This is a genomic window from Streptosporangium vulgare (genome assembly GCF_042428775.1).
In the GTDB taxonomy this organism is placed as follows: domain Bacteria; phylum Actinomycetota; class Actinomycetes; order Streptosporangiales; family Streptosporangiaceae; genus Streptosporangium; species Streptosporangium vulgare.
This window is the reverse complement of the sequence record NZ_JBHMBS010000003.1, coordinates 565,458-581,940: the sequence shown is the minus strand read 5'-3', so window position 1 is coordinate 581,940 and position 16,483 is coordinate 565,458. Positions and strand designations below refer to the sequence as shown.

The 16,483-nt window shown below is 72.2% G+C and carries 13 protein-coding genes and 2 riboswitches; of the genes, 9 read left to right on the top strand and 4 right to left on the bottom strand.

Annotation, left to right across the window (positions count from 1 at the left end):
- Positions 1-58 precede the first annotated feature (58 nt).
- The 3 genes from ACFFRH_RS09280 to ACFFRH_RS09270 are packed head-to-tail and all read left to right on the top strand — an operon-like array spanning position 59 to position 3,521.
- Positions 59-1,402 (top strand): glutamine synthetase family protein, encoded by a 1,344-nt coding sequence (locus ACFFRH_RS09280; protein WP_386155608.1) that lies wholly within the window; start codon positions 59-61, stop codon positions 1,400-1,402.
- A 2-nt stretch (positions 1,403-1,404) separates the two neighbouring features.
- Positions 1,405-2,751, top strand: coding sequence for an aldehyde dehydrogenase family protein (locus ACFFRH_RS09275; protein ID WP_344746195.1), 1,347 nt, complete (start codon positions 1,405-1,407; stop codon positions 2,749-2,751).
- Positions 2,752-2,756: 5 nt separating this feature from the next.
- Positions 2,757-3,521 carry a 3-oxoacyl-ACP reductase gene (locus tag ACFFRH_RS09270; protein ID WP_344746197.1) on the top strand — a complete coding sequence of 255 codons (765 nt, stop codon included), beginning with the start codon at positions 2,757-2,759 and terminating at the stop codon, positions 3,519-3,521.
- Positions 3,522-3,719: 198 nt separating this feature from the next.
- Here ACFFRH_RS09270 and ACFFRH_RS09265 read toward each other — a convergent pair whose 3' ends face one another.
- On the bottom strand, positions 3,720-4,739 hold the full coding sequence (locus ACFFRH_RS09265; protein ID WP_344746199.1) for a LacI family DNA-binding transcriptional regulator: 1,020 nt from the start codon (positions 4,737-4,739) through the stop codon (positions 3,720-3,722).
- Positions 4,740-5,127: 388 nt separating this feature from the next.
- Between ACFFRH_RS09265 and ACFFRH_RS09260 the strand changes: the two genes are divergently transcribed.
- Positions 5,128-5,823 (top strand): gamma-glutamyl-gamma-aminobutyrate hydrolase family protein, encoded by a 696-nt coding sequence (locus tag ACFFRH_RS09260; protein WP_386155605.1) that lies wholly within the window; start codon positions 5,128-5,130, stop codon positions 5,821-5,823.
- Positions 5,824-5,863: 40 nt separating this feature from the next.
- On the opposite strand, the gene ACFFRH_RS09255 is transcribed toward ACFFRH_RS09260, so the two are convergent.
- Complete coding sequence (locus ACFFRH_RS09255; RefSeq protein ID WP_386155603.1) at positions 5,864-8,632, bottom strand: FtsX-like permease family protein; 2,769 nt, start codon at positions 8,630-8,632, stop codon at positions 5,864-5,866.
- A gap of 8 nt (positions 8,633-8,640) precedes the next feature.
- Complete coding sequence (locus ACFFRH_RS09250) at positions 8,641-9,351, bottom strand: ABC transporter ATP-binding protein (protein WP_344746202.1); 711 nt, start codon at positions 9,349-9,351, stop codon at positions 8,641-8,643.
- A gap of 65 nt (positions 9,352-9,416) precedes the next feature.
- Here ACFFRH_RS09250 and ACFFRH_RS09245 point away from each other — a divergent pair, with 65 nt between their 5' ends.
- The 5 genes from ACFFRH_RS09245 to ACFFRH_RS09225 all read left to right on the top strand — a co-directional run bounded on the left by ACFFRH_RS09245 (position 9,417) and on the right by ACFFRH_RS09225 (position 15,567).
- Positions 9,417-10,016, top strand: coding sequence for a helix-turn-helix transcriptional regulator (locus tag ACFFRH_RS09245; protein WP_344746203.1), 600 nt, complete (start codon positions 9,417-9,419; stop codon positions 10,014-10,016).
- A 130-nt stretch (positions 10,017-10,146) separates the two neighbouring features.
- Positions 10,147-10,245: riboswitch (glycine riboswitch) on the top strand.
- Positions 10,246-10,340, top strand: a riboswitch (glycine riboswitch).
- Between the two features lie 33 nt (positions 10,341-10,373).
- Positions 10,374-11,465, top strand: a complete 1,092-nt coding sequence (gene gcvT / locus ACFFRH_RS09240) for a glycine cleavage system aminomethyltransferase GcvT (protein WP_344746204.1) — start codon at positions 10,374-10,376, stop codon at positions 11,463-11,465.
- A complete protein-coding gene (gcvH, locus tag ACFFRH_RS09235; protein WP_344746205.1) occupies positions 11,462-11,851 on the top strand; it encodes a glycine cleavage system protein GcvH in 390 nt (129 codons plus the stop codon). The genes gcvT and gcvH overlap by 4 nt, the downstream gene beginning before the upstream one ends.
- 73 nt (positions 11,852-11,924) lie before the next feature.
- On the top strand, positions 11,925-13,301 hold the full coding sequence (locus ACFFRH_RS09230) for an L-serine ammonia-lyase (RefSeq protein ID WP_344746206.1): 1,377 nt from the start codon (positions 11,925-11,927) through the stop codon (positions 13,299-13,301).
- 163 nt (positions 13,302-13,464) lie between these two features.
- On the top strand, positions 13,465-15,567 hold the full coding sequence (locus ACFFRH_RS09225; protein ID WP_344746207.1) for a hypothetical protein: 2,103 nt from the start codon (positions 13,465-13,467) through the stop codon (positions 15,565-15,567).
- Between the two features lie 227 nt (positions 15,568-15,794).
- Here the strand turns inward: ACFFRH_RS09225 and ACFFRH_RS09220 are convergent, their stop codons facing one another.
- Positions 15,795-16,454 carry a DUF6286 domain-containing protein gene (locus ACFFRH_RS09220; RefSeq protein ID WP_344746208.1) on the bottom strand — a complete coding sequence of 220 codons (660 nt, stop codon included), beginning with the start codon at positions 16,452-16,454 and terminating at the stop codon, positions 15,795-15,797.
- Positions 16,455-16,483: the final 29 nt, after the last annotated feature.

The window sequence follows — 16,483 nt, the reverse complement described above, 5'->3', positions numbered from 1 at the left end:
CCCCGCTACACGTCAATGGTCTGACACTAGCCCAATAGGACCCCGACGAGGAGGGCATGTGGACGTCACCGAACTCCACGACGAGGTGCGGGCAGGGCGGATCGACACCGTGCTGCTGGCGGTCGTCGACATGCAGGGCCGCCTCCAGGGGAAACGCCTGTCGGGACGCTACTTCCTGGAGGAGGTGCTGCGGCACGCCTCCGAGGGTTGCAACTACCTGCTCGCGGTCGACGTCGACATGAACACGGTCGACGGGTACGCCATGTCGTCGTGGGAGCGCGGATACGGCGACTTCGTCATGAAACCCGACCTGTCCACCCTGCGCCGCGTGCCGTGGCAGGAGGGGACGGCCCTGGTCATGGCCGACCTGGTCTGGGAGGACGGCTCCGACGTGACCGCCTCGCCGCGCCAGATCCTGCGCCGGCAGCTCGCCCGGCTGGACGAGCGCGGCTGGGGCGCCTTCGTCGGGACCGAGCTGGAGTTCGTCGTCTTCGACGACACCTACGAGGACGCCTGGCGCCGCGGCTACCGCGACCTGACCCCTTCCAACCTCTACAACGTCGACTACTCCCTCCTCGGCACCGCCAGGGTCGAGCCGCTGCTGCGCAGGATCAGGCTCGGCATGGAGGGCGCGGGCATGTACGTCGAGTCGGCCAAGGGCGAGTGCAACCTCGGCCAGCACGAGATCGCCTTCCGCTTCGGCGAGGCCCTGTCCAGCTGCGACAACCACTCGATCTACAAGAACGGCGCCAAGGAGATCGCCTCCCAGGAGGGCATGGCGATCACCTTCATGGCCAAGCCGAACCAGCGCGAGGGCAACTCCTGCCACATCCACATCTCGCTCAGGGACACCGACGGGGAGCCGGTGATGGCCGGTTCCGGGCCGCACGGCCTGTCGGCGATCGGAGAGCACTTCATCGCCGGGCAGATCGCGCTGATGCGCGAGCTGACCCTGCTGTACGCGCCGAACATCAACTCCTACAAGCGGTACGTGCCGGGCAGCTTCGCCCCCACCGCGGTCAAGTGGGGGGTGGACAACAGGACGTGCGCGCTGCGCCTGGTCGGCCACGGCCCCTCGCTGCGGATCGAGAACCGGGTGCCCGGTGGCGACGTCAACCCCTACCTCGCGGTCTCGGCGCTCGTCGCGGCCGGGCTGCACGGCATCGAGAACGAGCTGCCGCTTGAGGACGCCTTCACGGGGAACGCCTACTCGTCGGGCGCCGAGACCGTGCCGAGCACGCTGCGCGACGCGCTGGAGCTCTGGGAGGGCTCCGCGTTCGCGACGGCCGCCTTCGGTGCGGACGTCGTGGCGCACTACGCGAACAACGCCCGGGTCGAGCTGGCCGCCTTCGACGCGGCGGTGACCGACTGGGAGCTTTTCCGGGGATTCGAACGGATGTGAATGTGAAGATCATCAATCCGGCGACGGAAGAGGTCGTCGCCGAGGTCGAGATGGCGGACGCCGCCGAGACCGACCGGGCCGTGGAGCGTGCCAGGCGGGCCTTCGCGACCTGGCGGGACGTCGGCCCGGGAGACCGGGCCCGGCTGCTGCGCCGTTTCGCCTCGCTGGTGCGCGAGCACGCCGAGGAGCTGGCCCTGCTGGAGGTCGCCAACTCCGGGCACACGATCGGCAACGCCCGCTGGGAGGCGGGCAACGTCGCCGACGTGCTCGACTTCTACGCGGGGGCGCCCGAGCGCAACCACGGCCTGCAGATCCCGGTGCCCGGCGGGCTGGACGTCACCTTCAGGGAGCCGCTCGGCGTCGTCGGCGTGATCGTGCCGTGGAACTTCCCGATGGTCATCATGACCTGGGGGATGGCCCCGGCGCTGGCCGCGGGCAACACCGTGATCGTCAAGCCCGCCGAGTGGACGCCGCTCACCGCCCTGCGGGTGGCCGAGCTCGCCCTGGCCGCCGGTCTGCCCGAAGGGGTGTTCCAGGTGCTGCCCGGCGCCGGAGAGGTGGCGGGCGCCCGGCTGGTCGAGCACCCCGGCGTGGCGAAGATCGTGTTCACCGGCTCCACCGAGGTCGGCAAGGAGATCGCCGCCACCTGCGCCGGGCAGGTCAAGCGCCTCACCCTGGAGCTGGGCGGCAAGAGCGCCAACGTGGTCTTCGCCGACGCCGACCTGGAGAGGGCCGCGGCGACCGCGCCGTACGCGGTGTTCGACAACGCGGGCCAGGACTGCTGCGCGCGCTCCCGGATCCTGGTCGAGCGCTCGGTCCACGACGAGTTCCTCGCGCGGTTCGGGGAGGCGGTGCTGGGCGTCAGGGTCGGCGACCCCCGCGACGAGGCCACCGAGATGGGCCCGCTGATCAGCGCCGAGCACCGGGAGCGGGTCGCCTCCTTCGTCACCGAGCCGCCCCACCTGCGGGGCACGTGCCCGTCGGGGCCGGGGTTCTGGTTCCCGCCGACGGTCCTGACGCCCGGGTCGGCGGACGACCGGGCGTTCACCGAGGAGATCTTCGGCCCCGTGGTCTCGGTCGTGCCGTTCGACGACGAGGCGGACGCCGTGCGCGTCGCCAACGACACCCCGTACGGCCTGAGCGGGTCCATCTGGACCCGCGACGTCGGCCGGGCGCTCCGGGTGGCGAGGGCGGTCGAGGCGGGCAACCTCAGCGTCAACTCGCATTCGAGCGTCCGCTACTGGACCCCGTTCGGCGGTTTCAAGCAGTCGGGACTCGGCCGCGAGCTGGGCCCCGACGCCCTGTCAGCGTTCACCGAGATCAAGAACGTCTTCATTTCCGAGGAGTAGTAGCGATGCTGCGTTTGCAGGACCGGGTCGCCGTCATCACCGGCGCCGGAAGCGGGATCGGCCTGGCCACCGCGCGCCGGTTCGCCGAGGAGGGCGCCCGCGTCGTGTGCGTGGACCTGGACGAGACGACCGGTTCGACGGCCGCGGAAGAGGTCGGCGGGCTGTTCGTGCGGGCCGACGTGACCAGCGAGGACGACGTCGCCCGCGCGTTCCGGACCGCGTTCGACACCTACGGCAGCGTGGACATCGCGTTCAACAACGCGGGCATCTCGCCGCCGGACGACGACTCGATCCTGGAGACCGGCATCGACGCCTGGCGCCGGGTCCAGGAGGTGAACCTCACCTCCGTCTACCTGTGCTGCAAGCACGCCATCCCGTACATGCGGCGGCAGGGCAAGGGGTCGATCATCAACACCGCGTCGTTCGTGGCCGTGATGGGGTCGGCGACCAGCCAGATCTCCTACACCGCGTCCAAGGGCGGGGTGCTGGCCATGTCCCGCGAGCTGGGCGTGCAGTTCGCCCGCGAGGGCATCCGGGTGAACGCCCTGTGCCCGGGGCCGGTGAACACGCCGCTGCTGCAGGAACTGTTCGCCAAGGACCCCGAGCGGGCGCAGCGCCGCCTGGTGCACATCCCGGTGGGCCGCTTCGCCGAGGCGTCCGAGATCGCCGCCGCGGTGGCGTTCCTCGCCTCGGACGACGCCAGCTTCATCACCGGCTCGGAGTTCCTGGTGGACGGCGGCATCTCCGGCGCGTACGTCACCCCGTTCTGAGCGTCCGCCGCCGGCGTCCCGGCACGCGGGTGCCGTACGCCACCCATGACGACGTCCGTCACCGGCGTCCGGCGTGTCCGCGCCGTACGCCACCCGCTCTGACGCGCGTCACCGGCGTCCCGGCGCGCATCCCCCATGACGGCGCCCGTCACCGGCGTCCCGGCACGCATGTGCCGCACGCCCCCGTGACGGCGTCCGTCACCGGTGTCCGGGGACGCCGGTGCTGCCTCGCGGGGTGAGCCTCGCCGTCTCGGTCTGGACGCCGGTGACGTGCTCGCCGGCGATCAGCGCCAGCAGGCTCCGCGCGGCCTGCGCCCCGTCGTGGGGGATGTCCCGGCCGAGGGCGGTCAGGGCCGGTCGCACCACCTGGGAGAGGGGCGAGTCGTCCCAGGCCACGAGGGACAGGTCCGCGGGCACCTCCAGCCGCATCTCCTGCGCGACCGAGAGCCCGGCGACGGCCATGATGTCGTTGTCGTAGACGATCGCCGTCGGCCGGTTCGCGGCGCTGACCAGCCGCCGGGTGGCCCGCGCGCCCTCCTCGCCGGTGTAGTCCGTGTGCACGATGGAGTGGCCGGTGAGGCCGAGCCCGTCGCACGCGGCGGTGAAGGCCCGGTCGCGCAGGACGGTGTGCACCAGCGCGGGCAGCCCGGCGACCCTGGCGATCCGGCGGTGGCCGAGCGCGGCGAGGTACTCCACCGTCTCCCGCATCGCCGCGCCGTCGTCGGACCAGACGGGGGCGAGCGAGCCGGTCTCCGACGGGTGGCCGATCACCACGGCCGGCAGGCCCAGGTTCTCGATCTCGGGGACGCGCGGGTCGTCGAAGTGCAGGTCGACCAGGATGACGCCGTCGACGCGGCCCTCCCCCCACCACCTGCGGTAGACCTCCGTCTCCTGCGCGTGCCCGGTCACCACCTGAAGGAGCAGGGCGTAGGAGCGGGCCGACAGCTCGCTCTCGATGCCGCTGATCAGCTCCATGAAGAACGGTTCCATCCCCAGGACCCGCGCCGGGCGGCACACGGTCAGGCCGACGGCGCGGGCCCGTGCCCCGTTGAGCGCGCGCGCGGCGCTGTTGGGCTGCCAGCCGATCTCTCTCGCGATGGCCTTGATGGTGTTCCTTCTCGCCTCCGACACGCCCGGACGGTCGTTCAGCGCGTAGGAGACCGCGACCTTGGACACCCCCGCGCGACGAGCGATGTCGGCGATCGTCGGTCGCTTCACGAGACCTCCACCTGAACCGGTTATCCGACGCTTCCCCGCTGCGCACTTTACTATGTTCGGTCCGCCCCCCGGCGGTCTCCATGACGGCCGGCCGACCGCCGTGAGCAGCGGTCACGGCCGGACATACGCGCCCGCGACGAGACCTGGCGCGGCGACTCCGGGAGGGGTGACTCCGCAGGTGGCGCCTTCGCCGCCTCCTCGGCGGCCGGTTCACTTAACCACTTAACTCTCGCCACGTGCCGCGCCGCCACCCGCGCCCCGGCGGCCCCCGGCGGCACGCCGGTCCGCCCCGGCCGGTAACGTGCGGGAGAGCACCGGGACGGGCACGACGAGCACGATGGGCACACGGCGCCAGGACCTCGGTGGAAGCACGGCGAAACAGGAGATCATGTCCCGTCCCGTCATCGGCATCACCTGTTACGTCGAGCCCGCGCGCTTCACCGTCTGGGAGGCCACGACCGCGCTCCTGCCCTACGACTACGTCGACCACGTGGCCCGCGCGGGCGGGCAGCCGGTGATCCTGCCCCCGGCGGGCGACCCCGCGTCGCTGGCGGGGCGCCTGGACGGGCTCATCCTGGCCGGTGGCGGGGACGTCGGCCCGGAGCGGTACGGGCAGGAGCCGCACGAGCGGACCGGCTACGTCCGGCCGTTCCGCGACGACGCGGAGCTGGGGCTGGTCCGGGCGGCGCTGGAGCGTGGCCTGCCCTTCCTGGGCGTCTGCCGGGGCATGCAGGTCCTGAACGTCTCGCTGGGCGGCACCCTGCACCAGCACCTGCCCGACGTGGTCGGCCACCCGGGGCACGCCCCGGCCCCCGGCCACTACGGCAGGATGCCGGTGTGGCTCGCCCCCGGCAGCCGGACCGCGAAGATCTTCGGGGCCGAGACCGTGGACGTGGCCCACTACCACCACCAGGCCCTCGACCGGCCGGCCGCGGGCCTGACCGTGACCGCCCACGCCGAGGACGGCACGATCGAGGCCGTGGAGGTGGACGACCACCCCTTCGCCGTCGCCGTCCAGTGGCACCCCGAGACCGACGACGAGTCGGCCCTGTTCGAGGCGCTGGTCCGGCACGCCACCCCCTGACCGGCGACCCGCACGGCGGACGAGACCGTATGCCCGCCGCTCACTCCCGGGAGAGGATCAGCGCCAGCGGGAGCCGCTGCACCAGCAGGGCGGGAACGGTCGAGGCCAGCGCCGCGAGTGTGACGGCCACCGCCGCCGCGACCACCGCTCCCCCTGTCACCGCGCCCGGCAGGCCGCCCGCCAGCGCGAACGCGGCCGTCACCCCGGCCAGGGCCCCGGCGAGGGCGCCGAGCAGGCCGATACCGATCCCCTCCAGGACGATCAGCCAGGCGAGCGAGCCCCCCGACCAGCCCGAGGCCCGCAGCGCGGCCAGCTCGGTGTCGCGCTCTCGCGCCCCCAGGTAGAGCACGTCGGCCACGGCCAGCGCGGCCAGGGCGAACATCACCGCGATGGCGGCGTAGTCGGCCGGGCGGGCCTGGACCACGATGGCGTCACCGAGCAGCGAGCCCACGACCCTGCCACGGAAGCCGTAGGTGACGCCGAGCAGCACCGTCAGCCCGAAGACCGCGACCGCGACCGTCGTCGCGCCCAGCAGGGTCCGGCCCGGAGACCGGGTGAGCCCGCTCACCGCGAGTCCGGCCACCCCGCGCGGTGAACGGGCCCTGCGCGGCAGTCGCACGACGGGCCGTACCGCCTCGGCGGGCGGCACCCGCGAAGCCCGCCAGGCCGGGAGCAGGCCCGCCAGCAGCGCCAGCGTCACCGCCGCCGGGACCGCCAGCCACACCCGCTGGCCCGGCGGCGGCGCCCCCGACCAGGAGGCGACCGGCCAGGAGAGCGCGACCGACAGGAGACCCGCGAGCAGGCCGATGGCACCCACCTCGCAGAGCACGGTCCCGAACAACCTCGGCCGTGACCAGCCCAGGCAGGCCAGCACGCCGAGTTCGACTCTCCTGGCCCGTACGGCCGCCGCCGCGCCGTTGACCACGAACAGCCCGCAGACGGCCAGGACCAGAACGAACAGCACGAGTGACTTGCGGTCGACGGCGTTGAGGATCCGGTAGGCGACGTTCTTGTTCACCCAGTCCTCCTCGATGGTCAGCGCGGGGCGCCCGTAGGCTCCTGCGGGCAGGCCCACCGTCACCGGCGACGGTGACGAGCCGACCGTGATGTCCACCTCCAGGCCGGTGACCGCCACGATGTCCCTGGCCACCTGGCTGATCCGCTCCCGGCTGACCGGGTCGGGCCCGGTGACGCCGGCGACCCGCACCCGGACGACGCTCAGCGGCGCCGGCGCCGTGGGCTGCCCGTCGGTCCTGTCCGCGATCTTTTTGAGCCAGGGCAGGCTGGTGAGCAGCAGGGGCGGTGTCTGGAGATATCCGGCGACGTTGTCGTTGGGCAGCAGGGACCGGCCGCCGAGGAGCGCCGCGGTCCGGCCGTCACCGGGCCGGGCGACCGGCGGGTTGTAGGTCTCCATCGGGAGCCGGGTCAGCTCACCGAGGCCGGGCAGCCTCGCCGGGTCGAACCTGCCGACGACCCGGGTCTTGAGGTCACCGGTGTGGCGCCTGGAGATCGCCCTGCGCTCCAGCCTGCGGAACTGGGTGTCGGACGCCCCGACCGTCGCGCCCGCGAAGTCCTCTGTCACGCTCGTCACCCCCGAGAACCACGGGTCCTTCCAGACGCCGGACCCGTTGCGCACGGGGAGCGCGTCGAGCCCGCGCTCCCCTCGCCGCCGGTACTCGACGGGCCCGGACGCCCAGTACCTCGTCAACGGCACGTAGTGCCCGTCCGACAGGTCCGACCAGCGGTCGAGCATCGTCTCGTAGGCCTGCCCGGCGTCGACGGCGAGCCGCCTGACCTCCTCGCCCCGGTGCGCGGCGAGATAGGGCAGGAGCCGCTCGGCCGGCACGCCCCGGACGACCTTCTCGGCCGCCTCGGCGGGCAGTCGCCGGATCACGATCTCGTCCCGCTGATCCTCGTAGGGGGTGGACGCCGCGATCAACGGGATCTCGTTGGGGTCGTCCTTGACCGTCTCCGCCCGCAGGTAGTGTCCCTCGACCAGCGCTCCTTCCAAGCCGGCCAGCCGCCCTTCGGCCTCCGGGTCGACGGCGGCGAGCAGGAACGGGAACTCCTGGTAGATCGGCACGCCCGCCTGACCGGGCTTCAGATCCCCCCAGAGGTATTCGTCATTCGCCCCCTGCGCGGTCCGGGTGGACCAGTAGCCGCGGTCGGGCAGCGTCCGCTCGGAGGGGAAGGGGCTGGTCTCCGCCGGGTCCTGCGTCCAGCCGAGCGAGGTCGCCAGCCGGACCCGCCGGCCGCCGGGGAGCTCCTCCTCGGCCCCTTCGACGAACTCGCCCCCGAGCTTGATCCCAGCGAAGTCGACCTTGACGGGGCGGCGGGTGACGTACTCGTACCGGGGTTGCAGGAACGGGATGCGGGTGAGGCCGCGGTCGGTGACGCGAGTGCGCTCCACGCGCAGCATCGTGCGGTCGCCCTCGTGCAGCAGGCCCGTCACGTCGATCCTGACGCTCACCGGTTGCACCACGTAGCCGATCATGCCGATCGGGGCGGCGACCTCGACGCCGTTGATCCGCTCGATCCGTTCGTACTGGTCGAAGGTGATGCCGCCGAAGATGCCCGACAGGTAGTTGGCGCGGACCAGCCCCCGCGACCGCTCGACGGCGGTGGCCGAGTTCTTCGGACGGACCAGGATGTCGTACTGCGCGCGGAAGTTCTCCCTGACCGTGCCGACGATCTCCAGTCGCTGGGTCTCCGCGGTGCCGGTCAGCACGGTGAAGCCCGTCGCCGCGATCACGATGCCGAGCAGCAGCACCAGCGCACGGCCGATTCGGTGCCGCAGCTGGGACAGCACGAGGCGGATCATCCAAGGCGCCCGATCCGGTCGAGCACGCCCTCGGCGGGCGTCACCCGGTCGTCGCCGACGATCCTGCCGTCCCGCATCCGCACCACCCGGTCGCAGGCCGCCGCCACCTCGGGATTGTGCGTGGCGACCAGCATGGTCATGCCGTACTCCTCCCGGACCGACAGCAGCAGATCGACGATCTCCTGGCCGGTGACGCTGTCGAGGTTGCCGGTCGGCTCGTCCGCGAGGAGCAGGGGCGGGTGGGCGATCAGCGCGCGGGCGATCGCCACCCGCTGCAACTGCCCGCCGGAGAGCTCGCCGGGCAGCGCCCGCTCCCGGCCGGCCAGCCCGACCGCGGCGAGCAGTTCCCTGGCGCGGGCTCGGCGGTCGAAGGCCACCCGGCGCGGAAGCACCGGGACGAGCACGTTGTCCAGCAGGCTCAGCGCCGGGAGCAGATGGAAGCGCTGGAAGACGAAGCCCACCGCGCGCCGGTGCCGGTCCAGCCCCCGGCGGCCGAGATCGTCGACGCGCCTCCCGCCGACGTGGATCTCACCCTGGTCGGGGAGATCCATCACGCCGACGAGATGGAGCAGCGTGGACTTTCCCGCCCCCGAGGGCCCCATGAACGCGACCGCCTGACCGGCCTTGATGTCCAGGTCGACCTCGTCGAGTGCCCGTGTGGGGCCGTGGACGCGGCTGACGCCCCGCACGCTGACTTCTACGCTCATGGCAGATACATTGTCACAATGTATGAAGATTCGGGAAGCACCTATCTTGTGACAATGTAGGAATCATGCCACTCAGCCATGCCGTGCTCACCCTGCTGGCCGACGGCCCCAGCCACGGCTACGAACTCAAGGCGCGTTTCGAATCGACGGTCGGTCCCCAGTGGGGCGGCCTCAACATCGGGCACCTGTACCAGATCCTGGACCGGCTGGTCAGGGACGGTCACGTCACCCGCAGCCACGTCACCCAGAACGACCGCCCGGACAAGACGCTCTACCGGCTGACCGAGACGGGCGCCGCCGAGCTCCGGGAGTGGGCGGCCGCCCCGTGGGTCCGCTCGTCGGGGTTCCGGGACGAGTTGTTCCTCAAGCTGCTCGCGGCCACCCGGCTGGGCACCGACGCCCTCGGCGCGTTCGTGTCCGCGCAGCGCCAGGCCTACCTGTCGGACCTGGCCGCGCTGACGCGGCTGCGCCGCGAGCAGGACGACCCCCTGGTGTCCCTGCTCGTCGACGCGGCCATCGCGCACACCAGGGCCGACCTGCAGATCGTCGACGGCGCCGAGGAGCGTCTGGCCGCGACGGCCTCGGGCGGCGCGGCCGTGGACACCGCGGGGATCGATGACCCCGGATGGGCCGAGGAGTCCGTACGGGCCGAGGACGCCGGGTGAACCGGGGACACCGTACGGACCGAGAAGGCTGTACGAACCGAGGACGCGCAGGCGGGGGACGGCATCGCCGATGAGAACAGGGGATTTCGCTCGGCCGGTGCGGGCGGTTAGGCTGGCCGCTGACACCGATGAATCCCGTGCGGGAGAGCGTCCTGACACCCAGGCCAGGACCCCTGAAGGAGCAAGCCCTCCCCGCGAACCTCTCAAGGCAAAGGACCGTGCGGGTAGGTGCCCTCTGGAAAGCAGGTCCCACGACCTCGCCGAAGGTGAAAATCCGGTAAAACCCGGATGAAACTCTCAGGCACCCACGACAGAGGGGGAGGATGCTCTCATCTGTCCCTTGTCTGAGGTGCGCACATGTCCCGACCTACGCCGCTGCGCGGCGTGCACGAGTCCCTCGGCGCGACGCTGACCGACTTCGCGGGCTGGCTGATGCCGCTCCGCTACGGCAGCGAGTCGGCCGAGCACAACGCGGTCCGCCAGGCGGCCGGCCTGTTCGACCTCTCCCACATGGGCGAGATCTTCGTGACCGGGCCGCAGGCCGCCGAGGCCCTCGACCACGCCCTGGTCGGCCACCTCTCCGCGCTGGAGCCCGGCCGCGCCCGCTACACGATGATCGTCGACGCCGAGGGCGGCGTGCTGGACGACCTCATCGTCTACCGGCTCGCCCCCGCCGAGTTCATGGTCGTCGCCAACGCCTCCAACTACCCGCGGGTGGCCGCCGAGCTCACCGGCCGCGCCAAGGGCTTCGACGCCGTGGTGGACGACCGCTCCGAGCAGTACGCGCTGGTCGCGATCCAGGGCCCGCGCTCCGCGGAGATCCTGGGCGCGCTCACCGACGCCGACCTCGACGGGCTCAGGTACTACGCCGGCCTGCCCGCCGTCGTCGCGGGCCGCGAGGCTCTCATCGCCCGTACGGGCTACACCGGCGAGGACGGCTTCGAGCTGTTCGTCTCCGCCGAGGACGCGGAGCCGGTCTGGGCCGCCCTCACCGAGGCGGGCGCGCCGCACGGCCTGATCCCCGCGGGCCTGTCCGCGCGCGACACCCTCCGGCTGGAGGCCGGGATGCCGCTGTACGGCAACGAGCTGTCGGCCGGGCTCACCCCGTTCGACGCCGGGCTGGGCCGTGTGGTGAGGTTTGACAAGCCGGGCGACTTCGTCGGCCGGGCCGCCCTCGAATCACGCAAGGACGTCCCGCCGTCGCGCCGCCTGGTCGGTCTGATCGCGACCGGCCGCAGGGTGCCCCGGCACGGGTATCCGGTGGTGGTCGCCGGTGACGGCACGGTCGTCGGCGAGGTCACCAGCGGGGCCCCCTCCCAGACACTGGGCAGGCCCATCGCGATGGCCTACGTGGACAACGGCCTGTCGTCAGGACTGGCCGTGGACATCAGGGGCAGCCACGAGCCGGTCGAGGTGGTCGCACTGCCTTTCTACAGGAGGAAAAAATGAGCAGCATTCCCGAGGACCTGCACTACACCAAGGAACACGAGTGGATCTCCGGCATCGATGACGGCCTCACCCTCACCGTCGGCATCACCGCCTACGCGGCCGAGGCGCTGGGCGACGTGGTCTACGTGCAGGTGCCCGAGGTCGGCTCGACCGTCGCCTCCGGTGACGCGGTCGGCGAGGTCGAGTCGACCAAGTCGGTGAGCGACATCTTCGCGCCGGTCTCCGGCGAGATCGTCGAGGTCAACCAGGCCGTCGTGGACGACCCCTCGCTGGTCAACAGCGACTCCTACGGCGACGGTTGGCTGTTCCGCGTACGTCTTGAGGGCTCCGCCGACGACCTGCTGTCGCCGGAGGAGTACGCCGCGCTCACCTCGGGTGAGTCCTAAGCCTCTCCCCCCTCGCGTCACGGCCACGCGCGTCCGGAGGACGCGCGTGGCCGTCCACGCTGGAAGGATTCAGATGACGATCAGTGTCTTCGATCTCTTCAAGATCGGAATCGGCCCGTCCAGCTCGCACACCGGCGGCCCGATGGCCGCCGCCCACAAGTTCGCCCGCGGCCTCCACCAGGACGGGCTCCTGGAGAAGACCGCCCGGGTGAGCGCCATCTTGTACGGCTCGCTGGGCCTGACCGGCAAGGGCCACGGCAGTGACAAGGCCGTGCTGCTCGGCCTGTCGGGTGAGAAGCCCGAGCTGGTCGACGTCGACACGGTCGACGAGCGGCTCGCCGCCATGCGCGAGTCCGGCACCCTCTCCCTGTACGGCTCCCGCGAGATCCCCTTCGTCATCGGCGAGGACCTCGTCTTCGAGCGCAAGGTCTCGCTCCCCGGCCACCCCAACGGCATGCGCTTCACCGCGCTGTCCGAGTCCGGCGAGACGATCCGCGAGAAGGTCTACTACTCGGTGGGCGGCGGCTTCGTCGTCGACGAGAACGCCACCGGCGCCGACCGGATCAAACCCGACGACACCGTCCTGCCGTACCCCTTCACCACGGCCGCCGAGCTGCTCGCCCAGTGCGCGGAGACCGGGCTGTCGATCTCCGGGCTGATGCTGGAGAACGAGCGGGCGTTCGGCCGCACCGAGGCCGAGATCCGCGACCAGTTGCTCGTCCTGTGGCGGGTCATGAGCGAGTGCGTGCAACGCGGCATCGGCAAGGAGGGCGTGCTGCCCGGCGGCCTGAAGGTCCGCCGCCGCGCCCACCAGCTCCACCGGCAGCTGCGGAGCGAGCCGGCGGAGAAGGACTCGCTGCAGACGATGGACTGGGTCTCGCTGTTCGCCCTCGCGGTCAACGAGGAGAACGCCGCCGGAGGCCGCATCGTCACCGCGCCCACCAACGGCGCCGCGGGCATCATCCCGGCCGTGCTCACCTACTACGACCGCTTCACGAAGGACCCCGACGACGAGGGCGTGATCCGCTTCCTGCTGACCGCGGGGGCGATCGGCGTGCTCTTCAAGGAGAACGCCTCCATCTCCGGCGCCGAGGTCGGCTGCCAGGGCGAGGTCGGCTCGGCCTGCTCGATGGCCGCCGCCGGGCTCACCGAGGTGATGGGCGGGACCCCCGAGCAGGTCGAGAACGCCGCCGAGATCGGCATCGAGCACAACCTGGGGCTGACCTGCGACCCGATCGGCGGCCTGGTGCAGATCCCGTGCATCGAGCGCAACGCGGTCGCCTCGATCAAGGCCATCGCCGCCGCCAGGATCGCGATGCGCGGCGACGGCCGCCACTTCGTCTCGCTGGACAAGGCCATCAAGACGATGCGCGACACCGGCCGCGACATGCTCGACAAGTACAAGGAGACCAGCCGGGGAGGGCTCGCGGTCAACGTCATCGAGTGCTGAGCGGGCCCGGGTTCCCGGTCGGCGCGTGGGAGCGCGCGGGAGGAGGGTCGCGGATCCCTGGGAACATACAACTCGATCACCAACAAATTTCGCATCACATGCAAGACCCTCTGATCCCACGCCTATGCTGGGTGGCCATGTGCGCGGGACTCGGGAGGTCGCGGTGGTAACGGGAACGCACCCGGCAAGCCGTTCCCGTCGCTCCCAGCGCCCCGCGAAACCCTCCCGCCCCCTGCGGGCGCTCCGCTTCCTCGGGTCGCACTGGCTCTTCGTCACCGCCCTGCTGGCGGGCGGCGGCCTGCGGGTCCTCGCCATGCTCGGCTACCGGCCCGCCCTGTGGTTCTGGGCCGACTCCTTCGTCTACCTGAACGCCGGGCTCGACCCCCGCCCCCTGGAGTCCCGCCCGGCGGGCTACGCGCTGTTCCTGTGGATCCTCAAGCCGCTGTCCAGCGTCCCCGCGGTGGTCGCGGTGCAGCACCTGCTCGGGCTGGCCGTGGCCGTCTGCGTCTACCTGCTGCTGCGCAGGCTGGGCGGGCTGCCCGGGTGGGGCGCGACGCTCGCCACGCTGCCGGTGCTGCTGGACGCCTACCAGCTCCAGCTCGAACACCTCGTCATGGCGGACCTGCTCTTCCAGTTCCTGGCGGTGCTGGCGGTCACGCTGCTGCTGTGGCGGCGCCGCCCCGCGGTGTGGGTCGCGGCGCTGGCCGGAGCGCTGCTGGCCGCGGCGACCGTCACCCGCACGATCGGGCTGCCGCTGATCGCCGTGGCGCTGGTCTCCATGCTGATCCGCCGGGCCGGGTGGCGGGCGGTCGTCGCCGCGACGCTGGCCGCCGCGATCGGCCTGGGCTCGTACGCGGCCTGGTTTCGGGCCGAGCACGGCAGCTTCGGACTGACCAGGGGGAACGCCTTCCTCTGGGCGCGGACGATGACCTTCGCCGACTGCGACAGGATCCACCCGGCCGGTCCCGAGGCGGCCCTGTGCCCCGTCGAACCGCTCGGACAGCGCGCGGCGCCGCCGACCTACATCTGGGACGGCGACTCGCCGCTGAACAAGGTCAAGGGCAGCTGGGCGGAGCGCGACGCGCTCGCGGGCGCCTTCGCCACCCAGGCCATCATGGCCCAGCCGTTCGACTTCCTGCGGGCGGGCCTGGACGACGCGGCCCACATCTTCGACTGGACGCGGCGCGTCTACCCGGCCCCCGGGCCGCAGAGCACCTACGTCTTCCCCGACACCGTGCGCCCCTTCTCCCCGGGGGCAGCCTCGCAGGGCAAGACCGCCGAGCAGCTGACCGTGGCCTACCAGGGCTCGTCGGGGGCGCCGGTGATCGCCGAGCCGTACGCGGGCTGGCTGCGCGGCTACCAGGAGTACGGCTTCGTGCGGGGCCCGTACCTCGCGGTGATCCTGCTGGTCGGCCTGGTCGGCGTGCTGATGCGACTGCGGCGGCTCGGCGGCGCGGTGCTGCTGCCCTGGGCTGCGGGGACGATGCTGCTGATCCTGCCGCCCTTCATCGCGGCCTTCGACCACCGCTACGTCATCCCCGCCCTCCCGCTGGTCTGCCTCGCCGCCGGACTGGCCTTCGGGGTGAGGCGCGAGGAGAACGCCCCCGAGCCGGCGGCCGGGGAACCGGACGAGGATCCGCCGTACGAGGGACCCGGCGACGAGGACCCGTCCCACGACACGACGACCGAGCGTCCGGTGTACGCGAGCCCCGTCGGGGAGACGGGGTACGGGTCCTACGACGGGCAGGGACACCGGGGTACCGCGTACGGAAGCACCGGGTACGGAGACGCCGCGTACGGGGACACGGCGGAGCGGCCTGTGTACGGCGCGACAGGCGAACGTCCGGCGCGCGGCGTCACCGGAGAGCGGCCCGCGCACGGAGGAGCGGCCGAGCGGTCCGCGTACGGCGCGACAGGCGAGGGGCCCGCGTACGGAGGGACGGGTGAGCGGCCGGTGTTCGGGGGGACGGGTGACCAGCCGGTGTTCGGCAGGTCAGCGGCGGCGGACGTGCAGGCGAACCACCACGCCGAGTTCTACCTCCCCGAGCGCCCGTCGGACCTTCCCCACCGCGTCCCTGTTCAGCCTGGCCACGAGCTTCCCGACGTCGGCCGCGGGCGCGCAGGCCACCCCGATGCGCAACCGCTCGTGCCGTATGTACCTGACGCGGACACGGGTGAGCCCTTCGACTTCTTTAAGAGCAACCCCGAGCATGGCGGTCCCCGTCCCGGTCCGCCTGCCCCACCGCCCCCATCCCAGGGCGTGTAGCAGCCACCGCACCGCCAGGAGGGCCAGCGCCACCAGCAGCAGCGCGACCAGCCAGCCCAGCCACGGATGCGCGGCCAGCCACCCGGGGAACCCCTTGCGCACGAGCCTGGCTCCGGGCGACTGGCCGGGGAGGTCACCGCGTCCTCGCAGGAAGGCGTAGAGCCCCGCGCACGCCAGCACCGTCCCGGTGACGGCCAGGCCGATCCGGTTGCCCAGGTAGGGCCTCATCACGCCTTCTTCCTGCGCAGCCGCACGACGACGTCACCCGCGCACATCGCGCCCAGCCCGGACAGGCGGTCGCCCACCGCGGCGCCCACCCGGCGCAGCACGGGCCCGGTCCGCTCGGCGTCGGTGAACACGGTGACCTCGACGATCCGCGACGTGAGCCGGACCCGGGCCCCGTTCACCTCGTCCACCGCCTCGGCGGCCTCCCGCAGCGTGCGGCGAAGCCCGGACCTGGTGATGCCGATCACCATGTGCGGGTCTCCCGACTCCAGCGGCACCAGCCGGGTCCGTCCCGGCAGCGCGGCGAGCGCGAGCATCACCAGGCCCGCCGCCATGGCGAGCGTCGACGCGGCGAACGTGGCCGGATCCGACCAGTTCCACGCGCCGACGCCGTTGACGAGCCGCCGGTAGGGCATCCGCGCGACCGGCGACTCCATGAGCAGGCCCACCGTCACCGAGGCCGAGACCACCAGCACGGCGGACACCGCCAGGGCCGCGGGGACGCCGGCGGGGGTCCTGCCCGGCCGCAGCAACCGTACCGACCTGCGCCGGACGTCCTGGAACTGCTCGGCCGCCGCCTTGCCTCCCGAGCCTCCGGCGGTGGTCCCCGCGCCGCCGGTGCCTCCCGAGCCCGCCAGGATGTCCTGGAGAGTAGTCGTCATTCGGTCATGTGTACGCGTTCGGGCAGGAC

Bases quoted from the DNA above. Each gene is read 5' to 3' on its own strand.
- ACFFRH_RS09270 (WP_344746197.1), top strand. From the start codon at position 2,757: ATGCTGCGTTTGCAGGACCGGGTCGCCGTCATCACCGGCGCCGGAAGC.
- ACFFRH_RS09260 (WP_386155605.1), top strand. From the start codon at position 5,128: ATGTCCCGTCCCGTCATCGGCATCACCTGTTACGTCGAGCCCGCGCGC.
- ACFFRH_RS09250 (WP_344746202.1), bottom strand. From the start codon at position 9,351: ATGAGCGTAGAAGTCAGCGTGCGGGGCGTCAGCCGCGTCCACGGCCCC.
- ACFFRH_RS09245 (WP_344746203.1), top strand. From the start codon at position 9,417: ATGCCACTCAGCCATGCCGTGCTCACCCTGCTGGCCGACGGCCCCAGC.
- gcvT (WP_344746204.1), top strand. From the start codon at position 10,374: ATGTCCCGACCTACGCCGCTGCGCGGCGTGCACGAGTCCCTCGGCGCG.
- gcvH (WP_344746205.1), top strand. From the start codon at position 11,462: ATGAGCAGCATTCCCGAGGACCTGCACTACACCAAGGAACACGAGTGG.
- ACFFRH_RS09230 (WP_344746206.1), top strand. From the start codon at position 11,925: ATGACGATCAGTGTCTTCGATCTCTTCAAGATCGGAATCGGCCCGTCC.
- ACFFRH_RS09220 (WP_344746208.1), bottom strand. From the start codon at position 16,454: ATGACGACTACTCTCCAGGACATCCTGGCGGGCTCGGGAGGCACCGGC.